Raw genomic sequence first — 18,699 nt, 5'->3', positions numbered from 1 at the left:
GCGGCGATGGTTCGTCATCATCCCCGCAGTTTTTGTTACGTACAGCCTTGCGTATGTCGACCGCGCCAACTATGGCTTTGGCGCAGCCGCAGGGCTTGCCGATGAACTGCACATCACCGCGTCGCAATCCGCGCTGCTGGGATCGCTGTTTTTCTTTGGCTATTTCTTGTTTCAGATTCCTGGCGCTGCCTATGCACGCAAACGCAGCGCGCGCCTGCTGATTGCCCTTGCGCTTTGCACATGGGGCATTCTTGCTGCGCTGACCGGCGTTATTCGCAGTTATCCTCTGCTGGCGATTGATCGTCTGTTGTTAGGAGCCGCGGAGAGCTTCATTCTGCCGGGCATGCTAATTCTGCTGACGAAATGGTTCACGCGCTCCGAACGTTCACGCGCTAACACCATTCTTCTGCTGGGTAATCCGGTGACGGTGCTTTGGATGTCGGCCATTACTGGCTACATCATTCGCGCTTTTGGATGGCAGATGACGTTCATCATCGAAGGACTGCCTTCTGTACTGTGGGGATTCATCTGGTACGCCATCGTTCGCGACAAGCCACAAGATGCGCACTGGACCACCAGCGAAAGCCGGTTGGAATTGAACATGGTGTTGGCAGCGGAACAGTCATCGCTGCCTGCTGTTCCGAACATGGCCGCAGCATTGCGCAATCCCAATGTGATTCTGCTATCGCTGCAATACCTGCTGTGGTCCATCGGCGTGTATGGATTTGTGTTGTGGCTGCCGCTGATGGTGCATAAGGGTTCAGCAACCGGCATGGGTGTGACCGGCCTGCTCAGCGCGATTCCCTATGCAGCTAGCATCTTACTTATGCTGATCAACAGCTACTTCTGTGATCGCGCGTCGACGCGGTCGCGCTTCGTGTGGCCGTATCTTCTGCTGGCCGGATGCGCATTCTTCGGTTCGTATCTTGCGGCGGATACCAGCTTTTGGATTGCCTTCGGATTCCTCATTGTCGCGGGCGGATGCATGTATGCACCATATGGGCCGTTTTTCGCGATCATCCCGGAGATGCTTCCCGCCAATGTTGCAGGAGAAGTGATGGCGCTCATCAACAGCATGGGCGCGCTGGGTTCGTTCCTGGGAAGTTATCTGGTGGGGTATCTGCAGGGAGCTACGGGCAGTTCGAAGGCCGGTTATTTGTTGATGTCCGTATCGCTACTGCTTTCGGGGATATTGATTCTGCTGCTGCGGCCGGTGAAGGCCACAGCAGCAGTCGAACTCTCGGTGGAGTAACTATGCCTGCGTAGCGCGAAATTCGCGCACGATGCCCGCATACTTCGCGGCTACGGCAGTGACCTCGTGCAAGCGTTCTTCAAAGCATGCTTTCTCATCCACCAGATCAGCACCTACCCCCAACGCATACGCCCCCGCAGCGAGAAAGTCTTTCGCGGTGTTTACATTGACACCGCCCGTGGGAATCAATTCAATCTGCGGCAGCGGAGCCTTCAACGATTGCAGATACTTCGCACCGCCCATGGCGCTGGCCGGGAATACCTTGATGATGTCCGCACCCGCCTGCCACGCAGTGACAACTTCCGTCGGAGTAAGTGCGCCGGGCAACACCGCGATGGAATAGCGATGGCACAGCGCAATCGTCTCCAGATTGATAGCGGGGCTTACGACGAACTGCGCGCCTTCTGCGATGCACATGCGCGCCGTTTCCGGGTCCAGCACGGTTCCTGCACCCACTAACAGATCCGGGCGATCCTTTACCAGACGGCGAATGACTTCGATAGCACCCGGCACCGTCATGGTCACTTCCATCGCGGAAACGCCGCCTTCGGAAATGGCTTCGGCAAGCTGCATCGCCGTGTCGATGGAACTGGCACGCAGCACGGGCAGCACACCCACTTCACGGATCGCCTGTAGAACTTCAGCCTTCTTCATACTTTTCTCCCCGCACAGGCTTTAACGCTGCACGCCGCTTCCCTTGCCGTCCATGGCATGCATGACTTCTGTCAACGTGGACATGGAACTGTCGCCAGGCGTCGTCATCGTTAACGCACCATGAGCTACACCACAATCCAGCGACCATTTCAGATCTTTGCCTTCCATCAGGCCATAAAGCAGTCCCGAGGCAAACGAATCACCAGCGCCAACGCGGTCCAGAATCTCAAGATCCAGGAAACGGATGCTCTCTTCCACCACGCCATCTATCCATGCAAATGCGCCCCAATCGTTGCGATTGGCAGTGCGCACTTTACGCATGGTGGTGGCAATGACGTGAATGTTGGGGAACTCGCTTTGAATCCGTTCCGCCATGGCTGCATAACTTGCGCGGTCATGCCACGGCGGCCCGCTGGATGCCTCACAGATTTCCGCGGACAAATCGCCGTCATGCCCAAACAGCACATCAACCATCGGCGCCAGTTCACGATTCAAGCGGCTGGCAGCAAGCCGTCCGCCGCGATCACGCCAAAGCGATGGCCGATAATTGCAATCAAACGAGACCACCACACCATGGCGTTTCGCTGACTCCATCGCCTCACGCGCCACCGCCGCGGCGGAATCCGACAGCGCGCAGAAGATGCCGCCTGTGTGAAACCAGCGAACGCCTTCCTGTCCGAAGATCGCGTCCCAATCCACATCGCCCGGCTTGATTTGCGCGATCGCAGTGTGTGCGCGATCCATCGTGGCCATCGCAGGCCGATTGCCGAAGCCGCGCTCCAGAAAGTAAATGCCGTTACGCGCATCGCTGCCGATGCCATCAAACTCCGTCCAAAGCACGTGGCTCAGGTCCACGCCGCCCTGCAGCATCAGGTCTTCCACCAACCTGCCGACGGCATTGTCGACTAATGCGGTAACGACCGCACTACGCAGACCGAAGCAGCGTCGCAGCCCGCGCGCCACGTTGTATTCACCGCCACCCTCCCACACGCGGAAGTTGCGTGTGCGGCTGATGCGCTCCTCGCCCGGATCAAAGCGAAGCATCACCTCGCCGAGACTCAGAAGGTCCCATCTGCAGGCAGAAGACGAACGTAAATCGAGTGCCATGACTTCAGTCTCACCTAGCTTCCGCAATCTGGAACTGCGGGGCTTACCCCTTCACAAAACGCCACTACCTATCGTACAGGTTGGAGAAATGATTTAGACCACCTGCGCCCTGCGCAGAGCCCTCCGCGCGTCCGCAAAGTGCCGCTTCATCCAAATACCTGCTTTTGCTGGTTCGCGATTCTCGATGGCATCGGCAATGCGCACATGGGCCTGCACCACCTCGATCATCTCGGTCTTTTTCCGCCGCTGAAGGATGCCGCTGCGCATGGATTGCCGCATGCAGCCATGCATAGCGCAGCCGATCACATCCACCAGAAGATTGCCCGTAGCGCGGTTGATGATGCTATGGAAACTAACGTCGTGCTCTACAAAATCCGATGCGTTCTCCAGCGACTGCTTCATGCCGGTAATGGCCGCACGCAACTGCTGGATATCGGCTCGAGAGCGCCGCAGAGCCGCCAATTCTGCCGATCGCACCTCAACAGCAGTACGGACATCCATCACCTGCTCAGTCGAAATCTGTTGCGTGGACACGGCGTGTAGCAAAAGTTGCGTCAGGAAACCGCTATCCAGTGTGCCAACCTTGGGCGAGCGTCCGTTTCCTTTTTCAATGATCCCGGCCACTTCCAGGGAGTGAAATGCCTCCCGCACCACGCCACGGCTGACTTTCAGCTCCGTACTGGTCTTCAGTTCCGACGGGAGCGAGTCACCCGTGGAGAGGCCATTTTCCCGTATGTATTCGAAGACAAAATCCGTTACCCGCGATGCGAGCGTGTTGACTGGAATGCGTTCCGCTGCCATGGTTTGCAAGTATGCCACCCCATACGACGTATGGCCAAGAAGATATGTATCTTCCCAGCAAATCATTCGGAAGCGCTTCCGACGACCTATTGTATAGGTCCGCCCGACCTGTCGTCTAAAGTCGCCTAAAAAACCGTTGACCACGGAATCCTGGGCCATCTATAGTTCGCACGCTTTAGCTAATCAAGGTGGATCGGTTCCCTATGCCCTTCAAGCTCAGCACCTCCTGCGTTTTGCGTTCGGTCGCTTTAGCGGCGCCGATTCTCCTGATGCCTGTCGCCGGCTACGCTCAGACGCTTTACGGCGGCCTGACGGGCGTGGTGACGGATGCCACCGGTTCCGTTGTTCCGGGAGCTACCGTCTCGGCAGAGAATCCGGCCACCGGCCTGAAACGCTCTGCAACGACCGATGCCAGCGGCAACTACCAATTCACCGACCTGCCGCCCGGCACGTACAACATCACCTTCACTGCTGCCAATTTCGGTACATCCTCCTCAAAAGCTATTCCTATCAGCGCGAACCAGACACGCCGTATCGACGTGTCACTGACTGTCGGCAATGTCACAGAATCTGTTGACGTGAACACGGCTCCGCCGGCGTTGCAGACAGAACGTGCTGATGTGAACTATGAAATCTCTCCCACGCAGGTGCAGGAACTACCCACCACATCCACCGCGGGGCGTAACTTTCAGGGCCTCTATCGCCTGATTCCCGGCGTTCCACCGCCAACGGAAAATAACTCGCAAGCTGGCAATCCGGGGCGTACGCAGGCAGTTACAGCAAACGGCATCGTGAACACGGTGAACTCCACCAAGATCGACGGCGCGGCTGTGGGCTATCCGTGGTTGCAGTCCATTGTGGCGTACATTCCACCGACGGATTCGATTGAATCAGCAAACATCGTAACCAATAGCTTTAATGCGGAACAGGGTGCAGCAGGCGGCATTGCTGCCAACCTGATCGTGAAGAGCGGCACGAATAACTTCCACGGTGGCGTATGGGAGTACAACTCCATTGCCCAGTTCAACGCGCGCCAGTATTTCACTCGCTACACCACCACGCCGGTAACACCGAAAAACATCTACAACGAATACGGCGGCAACATTGGCGGTCGCATAATCAAAGACAAGCTGTTCTTCTTCTTCAACTACAACAAGGTTTCGCTGCGACAGTTTAAGACAGGCAGCGCCATGACTGTTCCGTTGGCGTCGCTGCGGAACGGTGACTTTTCCGCGACGGGTGTAACAATCTACGACCCGACAACAGGAAATGCGAACGGATCAGGACGAACAGCGTTTGCGGGAAATATCATTCCGGCCGCACGGTTGAGCAGTGCTGCGCAAAAGATTCTGGCGCTTCTGCCAACGGAAAAAGTAGGCGGAACCTCCGGAAACTATCCCGGCGGCGCAGTGCTGCAGTATGACCGCTCGTCCTACGATGCGAAAGTCAGTTACAACCCCACATCAAAGACCACCTTCTTCGGACGTTACTCTGTGGGGCGCTCGCAAATTACAGATCCGCCCGCTCTGGGTGCGGCTATTGGCAACACATGGGACGGTGGCCAGCCGGGCAGCGCACCTGGCACCATTCAGAACGTTGGTCTTGGCGCAACACACACTTTCACGCCAAACTTCCTGATTGATGCGAATGCTGGTTTCGTTCGTATCAACCTGGCCGCAAAGGCGCCGGATTACGGTAAGAATGTTGGTCTCGACACTCTGGGTATTCCCGGAACAAATGGCCCGACGCCGTTCCAGTCCGGTACACCTGGATTTATCGTTGCCAATAACTCGAGCTTTGGTAACTATATCCAGTCCAACCCATTCCAGTTCCGCGATATGCAGTACGTAGCCAATCTCAACGGCACATATATACGCGGACAGCACACCATGCGCTTCGGCGGCGAGTATGTTCACTCAGCCATCAATCACCTACAGGCAAATAACGCCGGCCCACGCGGGCAGTTCACCTTTACTGGAGGCGTAACGGGCAACAATAGCGGCGTAACTGCGGATGGTCCCAACTATTACCGCGCAGTTGCCGACTTGCTCTTGGGCATGCCGCAGGCCATCGGTAAAACCGTGCAGACGTTCCAGCCCAATGGACCGCGTTTCTCGTCGTTCAGTTTCTATGCGCAGGACACATGGAAGCCGACTTCCAATCTGACCATCAATTACGGCGTTCGCTATGAGTACTATCCGTTTGCGAATCGTGACCACACAGGCGTGTTCCGCTTTGATCCATCCACGAGCAATGTGCTGATTGGTGGACGAGGCTCTATCCCAACAGATACCGGCGAGAATGTTGGATGGGGCATGATCGTACCGCGCTTTGGTATCAACTATCGCGTCAATGAGAAGACCGTGATTCGTTCCGGTGCAGGTATCACGGTGGACCCGGAAAACTTCCGCTTCTTCCGCGATTCGTATCCTGCATTGATCACGTTGAACAATACCGGCGCCAATAACTATGTTCCGGCTGGTTCACTTACTGCGGCGAATGCAGCCGCGCCAAACATGAATACTACGCCCGCGGGCACTCTGAACCCCGGCGTTCCAACAGTGAATGTCCCGGATATCTCTTCCGGCATCGTTCCCCTGCCCTATAACTACACAACGCAGACTGCGCCGCAGAAATGGCGTCGCGGTTACATCGAAACCTGGAACCTGTTCATTGATCGCGACATCATGCGTGACCTTGTACTCAGTGCGGGTTATGTAGGCACCCACCATGTACGTCAGGTGGAGGGTATCGATATCAACGCTGGCGGTGTAAGCCCGCTAGGCGCTGCGAGCCGTCCGCTCTTCGCAAATGCCAATGCTCCTGGCGGTGCACAACGCTATACCGGAACCATTCTGAACGTTCAGCCGCTTGGAGATGAAGAGTATTCCGGCCTACAGGTTCAGATTACGGATCGTCAACTTAAGTCTCTGCAGTTTGGATACAGCTATACCTATTCGAAGTACATGAACAACTGGGACGCGGATTCTACTCTTGGTACGCCAACGTTCAGCACGCAGGGACTGTTCAAGCGCAATTTTGCGGTCTCTGGCTATGATCGTCCGCACATGAATTCGTTATGGACGGTTTACCAGCTTCCTTTCGGTCATGGCCGCGAGTTCCTGCAGTCCGGCATTGCGGGAATCATCCTGGGAGGATGGGATCTGAATACCATTACCACTTACTACAGCGGTAAGCCTTTCCAGATCTCCGATGGTTCGCAGAATGGTAACGGCGACACGGTTGTTCCGAACATGGTATCCAAGCCGACGTTGTCCGGAACGCGTTACACCACTGGCTCCACAACGTATCCGTATTACTTCGTGAACAATGGCAACTTCACCAAGCTGCCGAACGCCTCAGCCAACGGCAACGTGGGTCGCAACTCCGTTCGCGGTCCGGGGTACTTCAACCTGGATGTGGGCATCACACGCAATATCCCCATCTGGCGTGAGTTCAAATTCCAGTTCAAAGCTGAGAGCTTTGACGTAACCAACACGCCGCAGTGGGGACAGCCCGTTGCTGACGTGAATAACAGCGGCTTTGGTCAGATTCAGAGCGTGCTTTCCACCAGCAACCGTACGCTTCGTTTCAGCGGTCGCATTTCGTTCTAACGCAGCACTCAACCCAAGAGGCCCTGGTTTGGCAGGGCCTTTCTGCGCCCTCTTGAAACGAATTGTCGTCGCGGAACATCGAACCTGAAGAAGTGTCTGGAGACACGGAGGAAGACGATGCCAGTGATTCGAACCTGCGAAGCGTGCGGCACGAAGAACCGAATTCCGGTGGAGCATCTTGCGGATACCGGGCGTTGTGGCTCCTGCAAGCAACCTCTTTCTGCTGTAAACGAACCGATTGCCGCTGATGTGGCTCTCTTCGATGAAGTTCTGCAGAAGGCGCGTGTACCGGTACTGGTGGATTTTTGGGCGGCATGGTGCGGTCCCTGTCGCATGGCAGCGCCTTACGTTGCAGAGACCGCGAAGCAAATGGCTGGTCGCGGCCTGGTGTTGAAGGTAGATACTGAAGCGAATCCGCAGCTGTCCGCGCGCTACAACGTGCGCGGCATCCCGAACTTCGCTATCTTTCGCAATGGGCAACTCATCCGCCAGCAGGCGGGCTTAGTCGATGCGTCGCAGATGGTGCGATGGCTGCAGGAAGCGGCAGCCTAGCACTGTCCGTAGGTTGCCGACGCGCCGTGCTTGCGGAAGTAATGGCGATCCAGCAAGGCCTTGGAAACACTCTCGCAGTTCGCTCGCAGAGTTAGCGTTTGATAAGCCATCTTTGCGACTGCTTCCAGAACTACAGCGTTATGCGCTGCATCATGCGCGTCTCTTCCCCACACGAATGGTGCGTGTCCCGCAACAAGACATGCGGGAACCGCGAGCGGGTCGATAGGCTGTCCGTCTTCTCCGTTGCGGAAGCGCTCAATAATTGCCAGGCCTGTCTCGTGGACGTAACGGCCTTGAATGGCTTCGTCACTCAACGGCAAAGTTACCGGCACAGGGCCATAGAAATAATCCGCGTGAGTGGTGCCAAGCGCGGGAATGGGCAAGCCTGCCTGCGCAAAGCTGGTGGCATAGTCAGAATGTGTATGAACGACTGCGCCGATGGTGGGAAACTCGCGATACAGCAGCGTGTGTGTGTCCAGATCAGAAGACGGCCGCAGATTACCGTCTACGATTTCGCCCTCAAGATCGGTCACAACCATGTGCTCAGGCTTCAGTTTGTCGTAGTCCACGCCAGATGGTTTGATAACCACGAGCCCCTGCTCACGATCGACACCCGAGGCATTGCCAAAGGTGTACAGCACCAGGCCGCGACGCACCAGCTCCAGGTTTGCTTCCAGTACTTCTTCGCGTAGTTCCTTTAACAGCATCGCGTGCTCCCGTTACAGCAGCTTGTAAGCTGCGTCGTCCCATCGAAGTTCATTGCGGAAGGTGTGCAGTTTCGTCTCGCCATCAATGCGCACCAGTTCGATGCCTGCAATTTCTGCGAAGTCTGCCATGTGCTCCATCGTCAACGCCTGCGAATATCCTGTGTGGTGCGCACCGCCTGCATAAATCCACGCTGCGGCAGCAATCTTCAGGCTCGGCTTCGGATGCCACAACACACGCGCCACCGGCAGCTTGGGCAACTCATGCGCAGGCTTCACTGTATCGAGCTCATTCACAAGCATGCGGAAGCGGTTCCCCATATCCACGATGCTGGCGACAATCGCGGGACCAGCGGGTGAGTTGAAGACGAGGCGAACCGGGTCTTCCTTACCGCCGATGCCCAACGGATGGACCTCAAGCGAAGGCTTGCTCTCTGCAATAGAAGGGCATATCTCCAGCATATGCGAGCCGAGAATGGATGGCTTCCCTGCGAAGTCGTAGGTATAGTCCTCCATGAACGACGTGCCGCCAGGAAGGCCCTGCGCCATGACCTTCATAATGCGGACCAATGCAGCAGTCTTCCAGTCGCCTTCGCCACCGAAGCCAAAACCAGAAGCCATCAGGCGCTGCGTGGCTATACCCGGCAGCTGGCGCATGCCGTGCAGGTCCTCAAAGGTATCGGTAAAGGCGCCGAAGCCACCTTCCGTAAGAAACGCGCGCAAGCCAAGTTCAATGCGAGCTGCAACGGTCAGAGAATCGCCGCGATCATGCTGCGGTGCAATCGTGTAGGTGTCGCGATACTCCTGCACGAGCGCGGCAACATCGGCATCACTGAAAGCATTCATGCGGTCGGTAAGATCGCCAATGCCAAAGCCGGACACGGTATAGCCGAAGACGCTTTGTGCTTCGACCTTGTCGCCTTCCGTAACAGCGACATTGCGCATGTTGTCGCCGAAACGAGCAACCTTCAGATGCTGCGACTCATGCCAGCCCAGCGCAGCACGCGTCCATGTGGCGATTTCGTTGACGGTTTCTGCATCGCCCCAGTGGCCAACAACAACCTTGCGTGCCAGACGCAGACGCGCCGTGATGAATCCAAATTCGCGGTCGCCGTGCGCCGCCTGATTCAGATTCATGAAGTCCATGTCGATGGACGCATATGGCAGTTCACGATTGAACTGCGTATGCAGATGGAGGAAGGGCTTGCGCAGAGCCTTCAGACCGGCGATCCACATCTTGGCCGGTGAAAAGGTGTGCATCCACAACACCAGACCGATGCAGTTATCCGCAGCATTCGCTTCCTGGCACAGCTTCAAAATGCTGTCCGCGGAAACCATGACAGGCTTTGCCACTACGCGCACGGGGATTGCCTCTTCCCTGTCCAGCGAAGAGGCAATCGCACCTGCGTTTTCGGCCACCTGTGCCAACGGGCCGGGGCCATACAGATGTTGACTGCCTGTAACGAACCACACTTCCAGCGGACTCTTGCTCATCGACAATTTCTCCATGAGCAGGATAACGGCTTTTAGTGTGCGCCACGGCTCCTGGCTGCAATCTCACGAAGATCGTGCAGCACTTCCGTCAATGATTGCGGCGCTGTGTTGCGATCGCCGAAGCTTTCATAGACACGCCGATAGAGTGGGTACAACTGTTGATAGATCACCACGGCATCCGGGTCCGGTTCGTAGACCTTGTACTGCGGGCACATGCGTTCCTGCGCCTCTTCAAGAGTTGCAAATGAACCAGCGGCCAGTTGCGCGAAGATGCCCGCACCAACGCTCGTGGTGGAAGAAGCAGGCACCAGCACCGGCTTGTTGAACACATTTGCGTAAATCTGGTTCAGCGTGGGATTGTGCTGCGGGATGCCGCCGCCGTTGATGACACGTTCCACCGGCACACCGTATTTCCCCATGCGCTCAAGAATGATGCGCGTGTGGAATGCGGTGCCTTCAATCGCAGCGAATAGCTCATCCTGCGCCGTACTGACCAGATTCCAGCCGAGCGTGATGCCGCCCAGATCGCTACGCACGAGCACGGTACGGTCGCCGTTGTCCCACGAGAGACGCAGCAAGCCCGTCTGCCCTGCGCGGAAGGTGTCCAATCCCTGCGAAAGCGTCTTCACGTCGGTGCCAGCACGTTTCGCAATGGCATCGAAGATATCGCCGACCGCGGATAGCCCCGCCTCAACGCCGGTGTACTTCGGATGAACACTGCCGGGGACAACACCGCATACGCCAGGAATCAGCGTTGTCTGGGGCTGCATTGCGATGATGCAGGTCGATGTGCCAACAACGTTGACCACATCACCTTCGCGGCAACCTGCTCCGATCGCATCCCAATGCGCATCGAACGCGCCGACCGGGATGGGAATACCCGCACGCAGGCCAAGCTTCTCTGCCCATGCCGCATCGAGATGACCCGCAAGATGATCCGAGGTCAGCACTTCACCCTGCAGCTTTTCACGGACTCCCGTAAGCAGAGGGTCAACTTCGACAAGAAACTCCTCCGGCGGGAAGCCATCCCACTTCGGATTCCAAAGCCATTTATGTCCCAACGCGCAGACGCTGCGTTTCGCATCGCGCGGCGATGTGATGCCAGAGAGCGTCGCAGCCACCATGTCACAATGCTCAAAGGCCGATGCAAACTGCGCGCGCTTCTCCGGGTTATGCCGCAGCCAGTGCAGCAGCTTCGCCCATCCCCACTCGTGCGAGTACACACCACCACACCATTCGATAGCCTCAAGGCCACGCTTATGCGCCAGCGCGGTAATCTCCTGCGCTTCGTTCAGCGCACGGTGATCGCACCATAGGTAGTAGTCGTCCAGCGGCTGCATCGCGGCATCGACCGGAACCACGCTTGACCCAGTGGTATCCAACGCGAACGCCTGCACATCCGCACCGTTCACGCCGGTTTGCGCCAGTACTTCGCGTGTGGCCTGCACCAGCGCATCCATCTGCGCCTTGTGGGATTGCGTGGCGAAATCCGGATCGTCACGCTTGCGGTTCAACGGATACGATGCAGAGGCTGTTCCCAGCCGTCCGCGTTCACTGTCCAGCAGCGTCACACGGACGCTGAGTGTTCCAAAATCTGCTCCAGCTACGATGGCCATTTTCGACGGTTTTCCCGAATAAAAGCGTTGTTGTCCGTAACAGTCTGCCGGATTGCAGAAAGAATTGTCACACCTTATGGCTGCAGGGAACATTTTCCTGTCATGACGCGTTTCGCAAGAGGCAACCGGAGCGATACTGTTCAGGCTTGTCTACAGCCCGCGGGAGAGAACTCACAATGATCCGTGTACGCAATCTTGTCCGCAGCTTCGGCGATTTCACCGCAGTGAAGGACATTACCTTTGACGTGGAACAAGGCGAGATCTTCGCCTTCCTGGGCCCGAACGGCGCCGGAAAATCCACCACCATCAAGATGCTCACCACTCTGCTTCGCCCAACCAGCGGCACCATTGAACTGGACGGCAAAGACCCCAACCGCAACCAGATTGCGGCACGGCAGAGCTTCGGCATCGTCTTTCAGGACCCCAGCCTGGATCAAGAACAGACCGCTTGGGAAAACATGGAACTGCACGGTGTGCTGTATCACGTGCCGCGTAAGGTCCGCGCTGAACGCATTGAAACGCTCTTGAAGACTTTCGAACTCTGGGATCGCAAGGATGCCATGGTCAAGACCTTCTCCGGCGGCATGAAGCGTCGCCTGGAAATTGCCCGCGGCTTCCTGCATACACCAAAGATTCTCTTTCTGGATGAACCCACGCTAGGCCTTGATCCGCAGAGCCGTAACCAGCTCTGGACGCATGTGAAGGCTCTGAATGAGAGCGAGAAGACCACCGTCTTCCTGACGACGCATTACATGGATGAGGCTGATCGTGTGGCGCATCGCATTGCCATCATGGATCACGGTGCAATCGTGGCGCAGGGAACCTCGGCGGAGTTGAAGGCGCAGACCAACACGGACTCACTGGAAGCGGCATTTCTTGCGTTGACGGGTTCGTCGCTGCGCGACGAAGGTGCGGACTCAAAGGCTGGCCTGCGGCAGATGGCCCAGATGTGGAGGCGATAGGACGATGGGTGCAATTTACATTCTGTGGCTTCGGGAACTGAAGCGTTACATCCGTTCGCGCGTGCAGGTGGTGGTGTCGCTGGCGCAGCCGTGCCTCTATCTGTTCGCCTTTGGAGCAGGTTTCAGCCCGGTCTTTCGGCAGGCCGGCCTGGGCAGCTATCTGCAATTCATCGCGCCGGGCATCATCGGCATGACCATCCTGTTTTCATCCGTGTTCAATGGCATCGCCATGCTTTGGGATCGCCAGTTTGGCTTCTTGAAAGAGACGCTGGTTGCTCCCGTATCGCGCCTACAGATTATGACGGGGCGCACGCTTGGCGGTGCGACCGTCGCCATGATTCAGGGCACGCTGGTGCTTGTCATCTGCCTGATCTTCGGCTTCCGTCCGCAGAGCTGGTTGTCGCTTCCCTTTGCGTTTGTCTTTGTTTTCCTGGTAGCCATGCTGTTCTCGGCGCTGGGAACGGCCATTGGCTCCGTCATTAAGGACATGCAGGGATTCCAGTTGGTAATGAACTTCCTGGTCATGCCTATTTACTTCCTCAGCGGCGCGCTGTACCCGCTAGCCAATCTGGGCAAGGTGATGAAGGTCATCACGCATCTTGACCCGCTGACCTATGGCGTGGATGGATTACGCGGAGCGCTGATCGGCCACTGGCAATTCTCGGTAGCTCTGGACGCCGGCATACTGGCTGCTATCACCTGCGGCTTCCTTGTGCTGGGTGCTTACCTGTTCTCGAAGATCGAGGTATAGGCGTTCCTCGAGAAACGACAGCTCAGTCATTCTGAGCAGAGCGAAGAATCCCTACCGGTTGGAAAGCTACACATGCAAACGCCTTTCGGCTGAATTTCCCAGGCCGAAAGGCGTTGAGTGTTTCGGTGGATGAATGTTCCGACGGATCCTTCGCTTTGCTCAGGATGACCGTCATTAAACATCGTATCCAGCGTCAGTAACGTGGGACGCTTCCGTCGATCTCGCGTGTCCACTGATCGATACCGCCAGCCATAGACTGAACGTTGTCGTAGCCTTCACGACGAAGCCATGCCGTTACCGACAATGACCGGGCGCCGTGGTGGCAAACCACGACAATATGCGCATCGGGGTCAAGCTCGTTATTGGCCCGTGCGGGTATGTCATTCATAGGAATGTCTTTACTTCCGGCGATATGCGCGGTCTCAATCTCCCACGGCTCACGCACGTCCAATAGAACAAAAGGGGTTTGGGATGCGCGCATTTGCGCAACCTCTGCGACACTGATTTCAAAGGGCAGCACAGAATAAGCATACGCAAACTTCCTGCCGGGAATCGCATCCTACCCTTGAACATACGCTGAAAGGTCTATTAACTGAGTGGCACAGACCAAGGTACTGGTCGTTGAAGATGAGCCGAACGCACGCGCCGGCCTGGCAGAACTAATCGCTTCCTGGGGCTATCGCACGGAGACCGCCGTCGATGGCGTGATGGGTCTCGACATGGTGGTGCGGTGGTCGCCTGATGTGGTCGTCACCGACCTCATGATGCCGCGCATGGACGGCCTGCAGTTGCTGGACCGTATTGGGGAGCTACCGCAACAGAAGGTTGCCGTTGTGGTTCTCACAGCACAAGGTTCGATTGAGTCAGCAGTGGATGCCATGCGCATGGGCGCATATGACTACCTGCAGAAGCCAGTCGATCCGCAGCGCTTGAAGACCATCCTGCAAAACGCGCAGCAGCAGGCAGAAACAAACGAAGAGATTAGCTCCGAAGAGATTAGCTCTGAGGAAGAGGGCCGTCTTGGCCCTCTGGTGGGATCGTCTCCGCACATGCGCGAGATCTTCCACCTGATTGAGCGCATTGCGCCGAACAATGTCAGCGTGCTGATCACAGGCGAAAGCGGCACGGGTAAGGAACTGGCTGCGCGCGCGCTGCATATGTTCAGCGGCCGCCGCAACAAGCCTTTTGTCGCTGTAAACTGCGCCGCTATCCCGGAAACGCTGATTGAAAGCGAAATCTTCGGGCACGAGAAGGGCGCTTTCACCGGAGCACAGGAGCGTCGTGCCGGATGCTTCGAACTGGCGGAAGAAGGCACGCTGCTGCTGGATGAGATCGGCGAAATGCCCGCGGCTACACAGTCAAAGCTGTTGCGTGTTCTGGAAGATCGCAAGCTGCGCCGTCTGGGTTCGCGCGATGAGCTCCCAGTCAACGTGCGTGTGATTGCAGCCACGAACAAGGACCCGCATCAGGCCGTTTCCAGCGGCGAGCTGCGCGGCGATCTTTTCTATCGTCTGAATGTCTTCAACATCCAGATGCCTTCCCTGCGCGATCACAAGGAAGATATCCCCGCCATGGCCGAGGCGATGGTGCAGGAGATGAATGAGCGTCACGGTATGCAGGTGCCGGGTATCTCGCGCGCGGTGATGGATCGCTTCATGGCCTATAGCTGGCCGGGCAATGCGCGTGAACTGCGCAATACGATTGAGCGCGCAGTGATTCTTGCGAACGGAAAGTCGATTGACGTGTCGCATCTGCCGCCGGGTTTCGGCGAAGAGCAGCATACGCCGCCTGCGCATGGTGCCCATCTGACACATCCCCCAATCACATACTCATCGTCTGCCAACAGCAGCAGCGACACCGTGCATCTTTCCGTTGGCATGACGGTTGATGAGGCGGAAAAACAACTTATCCTGAAAACACTGGAAGCCACGCGGAACAATAAGACGCGCGCTGCGGAGATTCTGGGTATCAGTTCCAAGACGCTGCAGAACAAGCTGAAGGAATACGCACTGGAAGACAAGGACGCCCTCGAACCATGAGGCTTCGTTACAAGCTGATTGCTGCCACCCTGCTGTTTACCTTCACTCTGACGGTGGTGCTTTCGCTGGTGTTCCTGTCGGAAATTCTGCGTGAACGCATTGCGCAAACGGAGTCGTCGAACAGCGTGCTGGTACACCAGATGCTGTCGGCGACACGCACAGCGCTGCAGAACGGCCTGCGTGACCATCCTCCCACGGAGACCGGCGAGCAGGCCCTGCAGGCAGCCATTGAATATGCGTTGCAGAATGATGATGCTCTGCAGGAAACGCTCAACGGATTTGTTCGTTACTCCCCCAGCATTCAGGATGCGTATCTCGCCGACGCGAATGGTCGCGTTCTGGTGAGCAGCGATCCCGCTCTGCTCAATGCGCAGCAGCCGCATCGCCGTGACTTTTCCGTGGTAAACACGGCTTCGTTATTGGAGAAGCGCGCACTTCTCTTCGGCGATCCAGAGACGCTGGATATGAGCCTGCCGTTGGAAAGAAACGGTCAGCCGTTCCTCACAGCGCACCTCGGCGTTCGCTCCACACTTCTGCGCAATGCGTATGCACCCTGGTTGCGAGATTCTGCCATGATCTGCGTCTTTGCGCTTGCCGGTGCATTGCTGGTGGCGGCTGCGCTTTCCGCAGCAGCGATGCGACCGTTGGAAGACATCAGCCGCGAATTGGACGTCCTTTCCGGCACGTCGGGGGTAGAGACAGAAGAAGCACAAAACAGCGATGCAGTGCAGCGTGTCACTTCGTCTATCAGCCGTCTGGACGAACGCATCCGCACAAGCGAACAGACACGCACGGAGATGGCCACCAATCTGAACAGCATGTTGCAGACGCTGAAAGATGGCGTGATGCTGATCGATGCGGACCTGCGTGTGATCATGGCTAGTGAAGCCATGCACCACTTCCTTCCACCGGGCAAAGACGCCGAACTGGGCGCGCCTTTAACGGATATCTTCCCGCGTAATACCGCGATTGGCGCATTATTGGCAGACTTGCTGGCGGAACGGCGCAGTGTTCGATCGCAGCCTGTGGTTCTGTCCGACGGTCGCACCGTCGAGCTTTCCTTCGACTACTTCCCCGGCAACGCTCCTGGCGCATTGCTGACGCTGCACGATGTGGCAGCACAGGAGGAGCTGGAACGCGAAATTGAAGTTGCCCGCCGCATGGCCAGCATTGGACGCCTGACTGCGGGTGTTGGTCACGAGGTGAAGAACCCCATCAACGCGATGGTGGTCCACCTGGAACTGCTTCGAAGCAAGCTGGCATCTGGCGCGCCTCCCGATGGCGCGCAGCGCCACGTCGATGTGTTGTCCAGCGAGATGGGCCGTCTCGATCGTGTGGTGCAGACGCTGGCGGACTTCTCACGCCCTATGGAACCGCGGTTTCAGGAGCAGGATCTGCTGCCGATTGTGCAGGCCGTAGTGCAACTTGTGGCGGCGGAGGCAGAAAAAGCAAACATCTCCATCGCTATTGCAGAAGTCACTCCGAGCGCTCCCCTGCGCGTTGTCGCCGATGCCGAATTGCTGCGACAGGCATTGTTGAATATCGTATTGAATGCTATGCAAGCTATGCCCGGAGGCGGCGCAATTCAGATACAACTGTCGCGGGAACGCGGCAGTGCCGTTGTCTCGATCCGTGACACAGGCACAGGCATTCCTCCCGAAAAGCTGGACCGTATCTTCGATCTTTACTTCACCACAAAGACAACCGGCAGTGGCATTGGCCTGGCCCTGACATATCGCATTGTGCAGATGCATGGTGGTGTTATCGCTGTCGCTTCGGATGCGAATGCCGCGTCTCCTGAACATGGCACCACCTTCTCACTTCGGCTTCCATTAACCGGGCGCAACACCTCTGCCTCCATTCCGGCGGTGACAGCATGAACCGCGCGTTGCGCATTTCCGCTTCATTGATTCTGGCGCTTCCGCTGGCAGGCTGCCACAAGCGTGTGGTCGTTGCGGCTGCGCCACCGTTGCCTCCGCCAACGCCTGTAGTCAGTGTTCCTCCGCCAACGCACCCTACAGAACCTTTGCCAGAAATTCCGGTCATTGCATCACCGGCAGTTCCCATCCCGACAGAGCCGCCAGTCCGGCCTCCGGTACGGCGGCGCCAGCCAACGACGAACCAGCCGGTTGAAACGGCTTCGGTAGCACCGTCAGGCATTGCCGATCTTGGCGAGTTGACCACGGGCGGCGAATCCAACAACGAGCAGTTTCGCAGTCAGACACAGGACCTGCTCCGCACACAGAACCGCCGACTGGCTTCGATGTCATCCTCGGTGATCGCCATGCACTCCCAACAGGTGGAACAGGCGCGGCTTTACCTGAAACAGGCAGCCGATGCATGGAAGAAACAGGACATGGAAGGCGCACGGACTCTTGGCACCAAGGCCAAGGTCATTCTGGACGAGATTCTGGGTTAGAGTTCGCGGCGCCCTTCCATGGCGCGGCTCATGGTGACTTCATCCGCATACTCAATGTCGCTACCGGCAGGAATGCCAGTGGCGATACGCGTGATCCGTAACGGATGATCCGCCGCAGCACGATGCAGTTCTCCCGCTAACCAATGCGATGTGGCTTCGCCTTCTACCGTTGGCGACAGCGCGAGGATGATCTCGTCGATACCGCCGAGTCTGCTGAAAAGATTCGCCGTGCGAAGCTGTGATGGTCCAATGCCATTGAGCGGCGACAGAGTTCCATGCAGTACGTGATACACGCCGTTGTAGCTGCGCGTCTTCTCAATGGCAGCAATATTCGTGGGCTCTTCTACTACGCAGACAGTCGCGTGGGTGCGTGTGGGGCTGGAGCAATACACGCAAGGGTCAACGTCCGTGACGTTGTTGCAGACCGAACACAGACGCAGCTTTGCGCGAAGCTCCTGGATGGCCTGCGCAAGCGCGGAAGCCTCTTCTCCCGGTGCGCGCAAGATGTGAAACGCCAGCCGCTGGGCCGACTTGGCCCCGATTCCGGGGAGTCTGCGCAACTCTTCAATAAGCCGCGCCATGGGTTGGGCAAATCGTTCCATTCAGTACCTGCGAGCTTCATCCTATCAGCGGACGAATCGGCGTTGGGTGCAGCTCACAGGGTAACTTTGGGCCTTTTTCGATCTCCGCAACAAAACGCAAAATACCGTCTGCAAGGGCGCTGAGACTGCCGT

16 protein-coding genes are annotated in these 18,699 nt (G+C 57.2%); 8 read left to right on the top strand and 8 right to left on the bottom strand.

Features of this window, described 5'->3' with window-relative positions:
- On the top strand, positions 1-1,252 hold a 1,252-nt coding region (locus tag JAO32_RS14295), incomplete at its 5' end, for an MFS transporter (RefSeq protein WP_334241538.1).
- On the opposite strand, the gene eda is transcribed toward JAO32_RS14295, so the two are convergent.
- From eda to JAO32_RS14280, 3 genes are all read right to left on the bottom strand, one after another.
- The gene (eda, locus tag JAO32_RS14290; RefSeq protein ID WP_334241535.1) at positions 1,253-1,906 is read right to left on the bottom strand and encodes a bifunctional 4-hydroxy-2-oxoglutarate aldolase/2-dehydro-3-deoxy-phosphogluconate aldolase; all 654 of its coding nucleotides are present in this window, start codon (positions 1,904-1,906) and stop codon (positions 1,253-1,255) included.
- A gap of 21 nt (positions 1,907-1,927) precedes the next feature.
- Entirely contained in the window at positions 1,928-3,013 is a 1,086-nt protein-coding gene (locus JAO32_RS14285) for a sugar kinase (protein WP_334241532.1), read from the bottom strand.
- A gap of 93 nt (positions 3,014-3,106) precedes the next feature.
- Positions 3,107-3,973 carry a FadR/GntR family transcriptional regulator gene (locus tag JAO32_RS14280; protein WP_334241530.1) on the bottom strand — a complete coding sequence of 289 codons (867 nt, stop codon included), beginning with the start codon at positions 3,971-3,973 and terminating at the stop codon, positions 3,107-3,109.
- Between the two features lie 44 nt (positions 3,974-4,017).
- Between JAO32_RS14280 and JAO32_RS14275 the strand changes: the two genes are divergently transcribed.
- Together JAO32_RS14275 and trxC are read left to right on the top strand one after the other, a co-directional pair.
- A complete protein-coding gene (locus JAO32_RS14275; protein ID WP_334241528.1) occupies positions 4,018-7,428 on the top strand; it encodes a TonB-dependent receptor in 3,411 nt (1,136 codons plus the stop codon).
- A gap of 117 nt (positions 7,429-7,545) precedes the next feature.
- Positions 7,546-7,980 carry a thioredoxin TrxC gene (gene trxC / locus JAO32_RS14270; RefSeq protein ID WP_334241526.1) on the top strand — a complete coding sequence of 145 codons (435 nt, stop codon included), beginning with the start codon at positions 7,546-7,548 and terminating at the stop codon, positions 7,978-7,980.
- On the opposite strand, the gene JAO32_RS14265 is transcribed toward trxC, so the two are convergent.
- Genes JAO32_RS14265 through JAO32_RS14255 form a run of 3 tightly spaced genes read right to left on the bottom strand, consistent with a single transcriptional unit; the run spans position 7,977 to position 11,794 of the window.
- Positions 7,977-8,687, bottom strand: coding sequence for an L-ribulose-5-phosphate 4-epimerase (locus tag JAO32_RS14265; protein ID WP_334241524.1), 711 nt, complete (start codon positions 8,685-8,687; stop codon positions 7,977-7,979). The two genes, trxC and JAO32_RS14265, sit on opposite strands and share 4 nt — an antisense overlap.
- A gap of 12 nt (positions 8,688-8,699) precedes the next feature.
- On the bottom strand, positions 8,700-10,178 hold the full coding sequence (gene araA, locus JAO32_RS14260; protein WP_334241522.1) for an L-arabinose isomerase: 1,479 nt from the start codon (positions 10,176-10,178) through the stop codon (positions 8,700-8,702).
- Between the two features lie 32 nt (positions 10,179-10,210).
- Positions 10,211-11,794: a ribulokinase gene (locus JAO32_RS14255; RefSeq protein ID WP_334241520.1), complete on the bottom strand. Its 1,584-nt coding sequence runs from the start codon at positions 11,792-11,794 to the stop codon at positions 10,211-10,213.
- Positions 11,795-11,970: 176 nt separating this feature from the next.
- On the opposite strand from JAO32_RS14255, the gene JAO32_RS14250 reads away from it, so the two are divergent.
- On the top strand, positions 11,971-12,756 hold the full coding sequence (locus JAO32_RS14250) for an ABC transporter ATP-binding protein (RefSeq protein WP_334241518.1): 786 nt from the start codon (positions 11,971-11,973) through the stop codon (positions 12,754-12,756).
- Between the two features lie 4 nt (positions 12,757-12,760).
- Entirely contained in the window at positions 12,761-13,507 is a 747-nt protein-coding gene (locus JAO32_RS14245; protein WP_334241516.1) for an ABC transporter permease, read from the top strand.
- Between the two features lie 193 nt (positions 13,508-13,700).
- On the opposite strand, the gene JAO32_RS14240 is transcribed toward JAO32_RS14245, so the two are convergent.
- Complete coding sequence (locus tag JAO32_RS14240) at positions 13,701-14,027, bottom strand: rhodanese-like domain-containing protein (protein WP_334241514.1); 327 nt, start codon at positions 14,025-14,027, stop codon at positions 13,701-13,703.
- Between the two features lie 76 nt (positions 14,028-14,103).
- On the opposite strand from JAO32_RS14240, the gene JAO32_RS14235 reads away from it, so the two are divergent.
- The 3 genes from JAO32_RS14235 to JAO32_RS14225 are packed head-to-tail and all read left to right on the top strand — an operon-like array spanning position 14,104 to position 17,965.
- Positions 14,104-15,546 carry a sigma-54-dependent transcriptional regulator gene (locus JAO32_RS14235; protein ID WP_334241512.1) on the top strand — a complete coding sequence of 481 codons (1,443 nt, stop codon included), beginning with the start codon at positions 14,104-14,106 and terminating at the stop codon, positions 15,544-15,546.
- On the top strand, positions 15,543-17,426 hold the full coding sequence (locus tag JAO32_RS14230) for an ATP-binding protein (protein ID WP_334241510.1): 1,884 nt from the start codon (positions 15,543-15,545) through the stop codon (positions 17,424-17,426). Before JAO32_RS14235 ends, JAO32_RS14230 begins: the two co-directional genes overlap by 4 nt.
- Complete coding sequence (locus JAO32_RS14225) at positions 17,423-17,965, top strand: hypothetical protein (RefSeq protein WP_334241508.1); 543 nt, start codon at positions 17,423-17,425, stop codon at positions 17,963-17,965. The genes JAO32_RS14230 and JAO32_RS14225 overlap by 4 nt, the downstream gene beginning before the upstream one ends.
- Here JAO32_RS14225 and recR read toward each other — a convergent pair.
- Entirely contained in the window at positions 17,962-18,567 is a 606-nt protein-coding gene (recR, locus tag JAO32_RS14220) for a recombination mediator RecR (protein ID WP_334241506.1), read from the bottom strand. The genes JAO32_RS14225 and recR overlap by 4 nt on opposite strands.
- Positions 18,568-18,699: the final 132 nt, after the last annotated feature.

Origin of the sequence: Terriglobus sp. ADX1 (assembly GCF_036877645.1) — a bacterium.
Classification (GTDB): Bacteria; Acidobacteriota; Terriglobia; order Terriglobales; family Acidobacteriaceae; genus Terriglobus.
Note: the sequence above shows the minus strand (reverse complement) of the source record. Positions and strands in the feature narration are given on the sequence as shown.

Excerpts from the sequence above, each read along its gene's own strand:
- eda (WP_334241535.1), bottom strand. The coding sequence starts at position 1,906 with ATGAAGAAGGCTGAAGTTCTACAGGCGATCCGTGAAGTGGGTGTGCTG.
- JAO32_RS14285 (WP_334241532.1), bottom strand. The coding sequence starts at position 3,013 with ATGGCACTCGATTTACGTTCGTCTTCTGCCTGCAGATGGGACCTTCTG.
- JAO32_RS14280 (WP_334241530.1), bottom strand. The coding sequence starts at position 3,973 with ATGGCCCAGGATTCCGTGGTCAACGGTTTTTTAGGCGACTTTAGACGA.
- JAO32_RS14275 (WP_334241528.1), top strand. The coding sequence starts at position 4,018 with ATGCCCTTCAAGCTCAGCACCTCCTGCGTTTTGCGTTCGGTCGCTTTA.
- trxC (WP_334241526.1), top strand. The coding sequence starts at position 7,546 with ATGCCAGTGATTCGAACCTGCGAAGCGTGCGGCACGAAGAACCGAATT.
- JAO32_RS14265 (WP_334241524.1), bottom strand. The coding sequence starts at position 8,687 with ATGCTGTTAAAGGAACTACGCGAAGAAGTACTGGAAGCAAACCTGGAG.
- araA (WP_334241522.1), bottom strand. The coding sequence starts at position 10,178 with ATGAGCAAGAGTCCGCTGGAAGTGTGGTTCGTTACAGGCAGTCAACAT.
- JAO32_RS14255 (WP_334241520.1), bottom strand. The coding sequence starts at position 11,794 with ATGGCCATCGTAGCTGGAGCAGATTTTGGAACACTCAGCGTCCGTGTG.
- JAO32_RS14250 (WP_334241518.1), top strand. The coding sequence starts at position 11,971 with ATGATCCGTGTACGCAATCTTGTCCGCAGCTTCGGCGATTTCACCGCA.
- JAO32_RS14245 (WP_334241516.1), top strand. The coding sequence starts at position 12,761 with ATGGGTGCAATTTACATTCTGTGGCTTCGGGAACTGAAGCGTTACATC.
- JAO32_RS14230 (WP_334241510.1), top strand. The coding sequence starts at position 15,543 with ATGAGGCTTCGTTACAAGCTGATTGCTGCCACCCTGCTGTTTACCTTC.
- JAO32_RS14225 (WP_334241508.1), top strand. The coding sequence starts at position 17,423 with ATGAACCGCGCGTTGCGCATTTCCGCTTCATTGATTCTGGCGCTTCCG.
- recR (WP_334241506.1), bottom strand. The coding sequence starts at position 18,567 with ATGGAACGATTTGCCCAACCCATGGCGCGGCTTATTGAAGAGTTGCGC.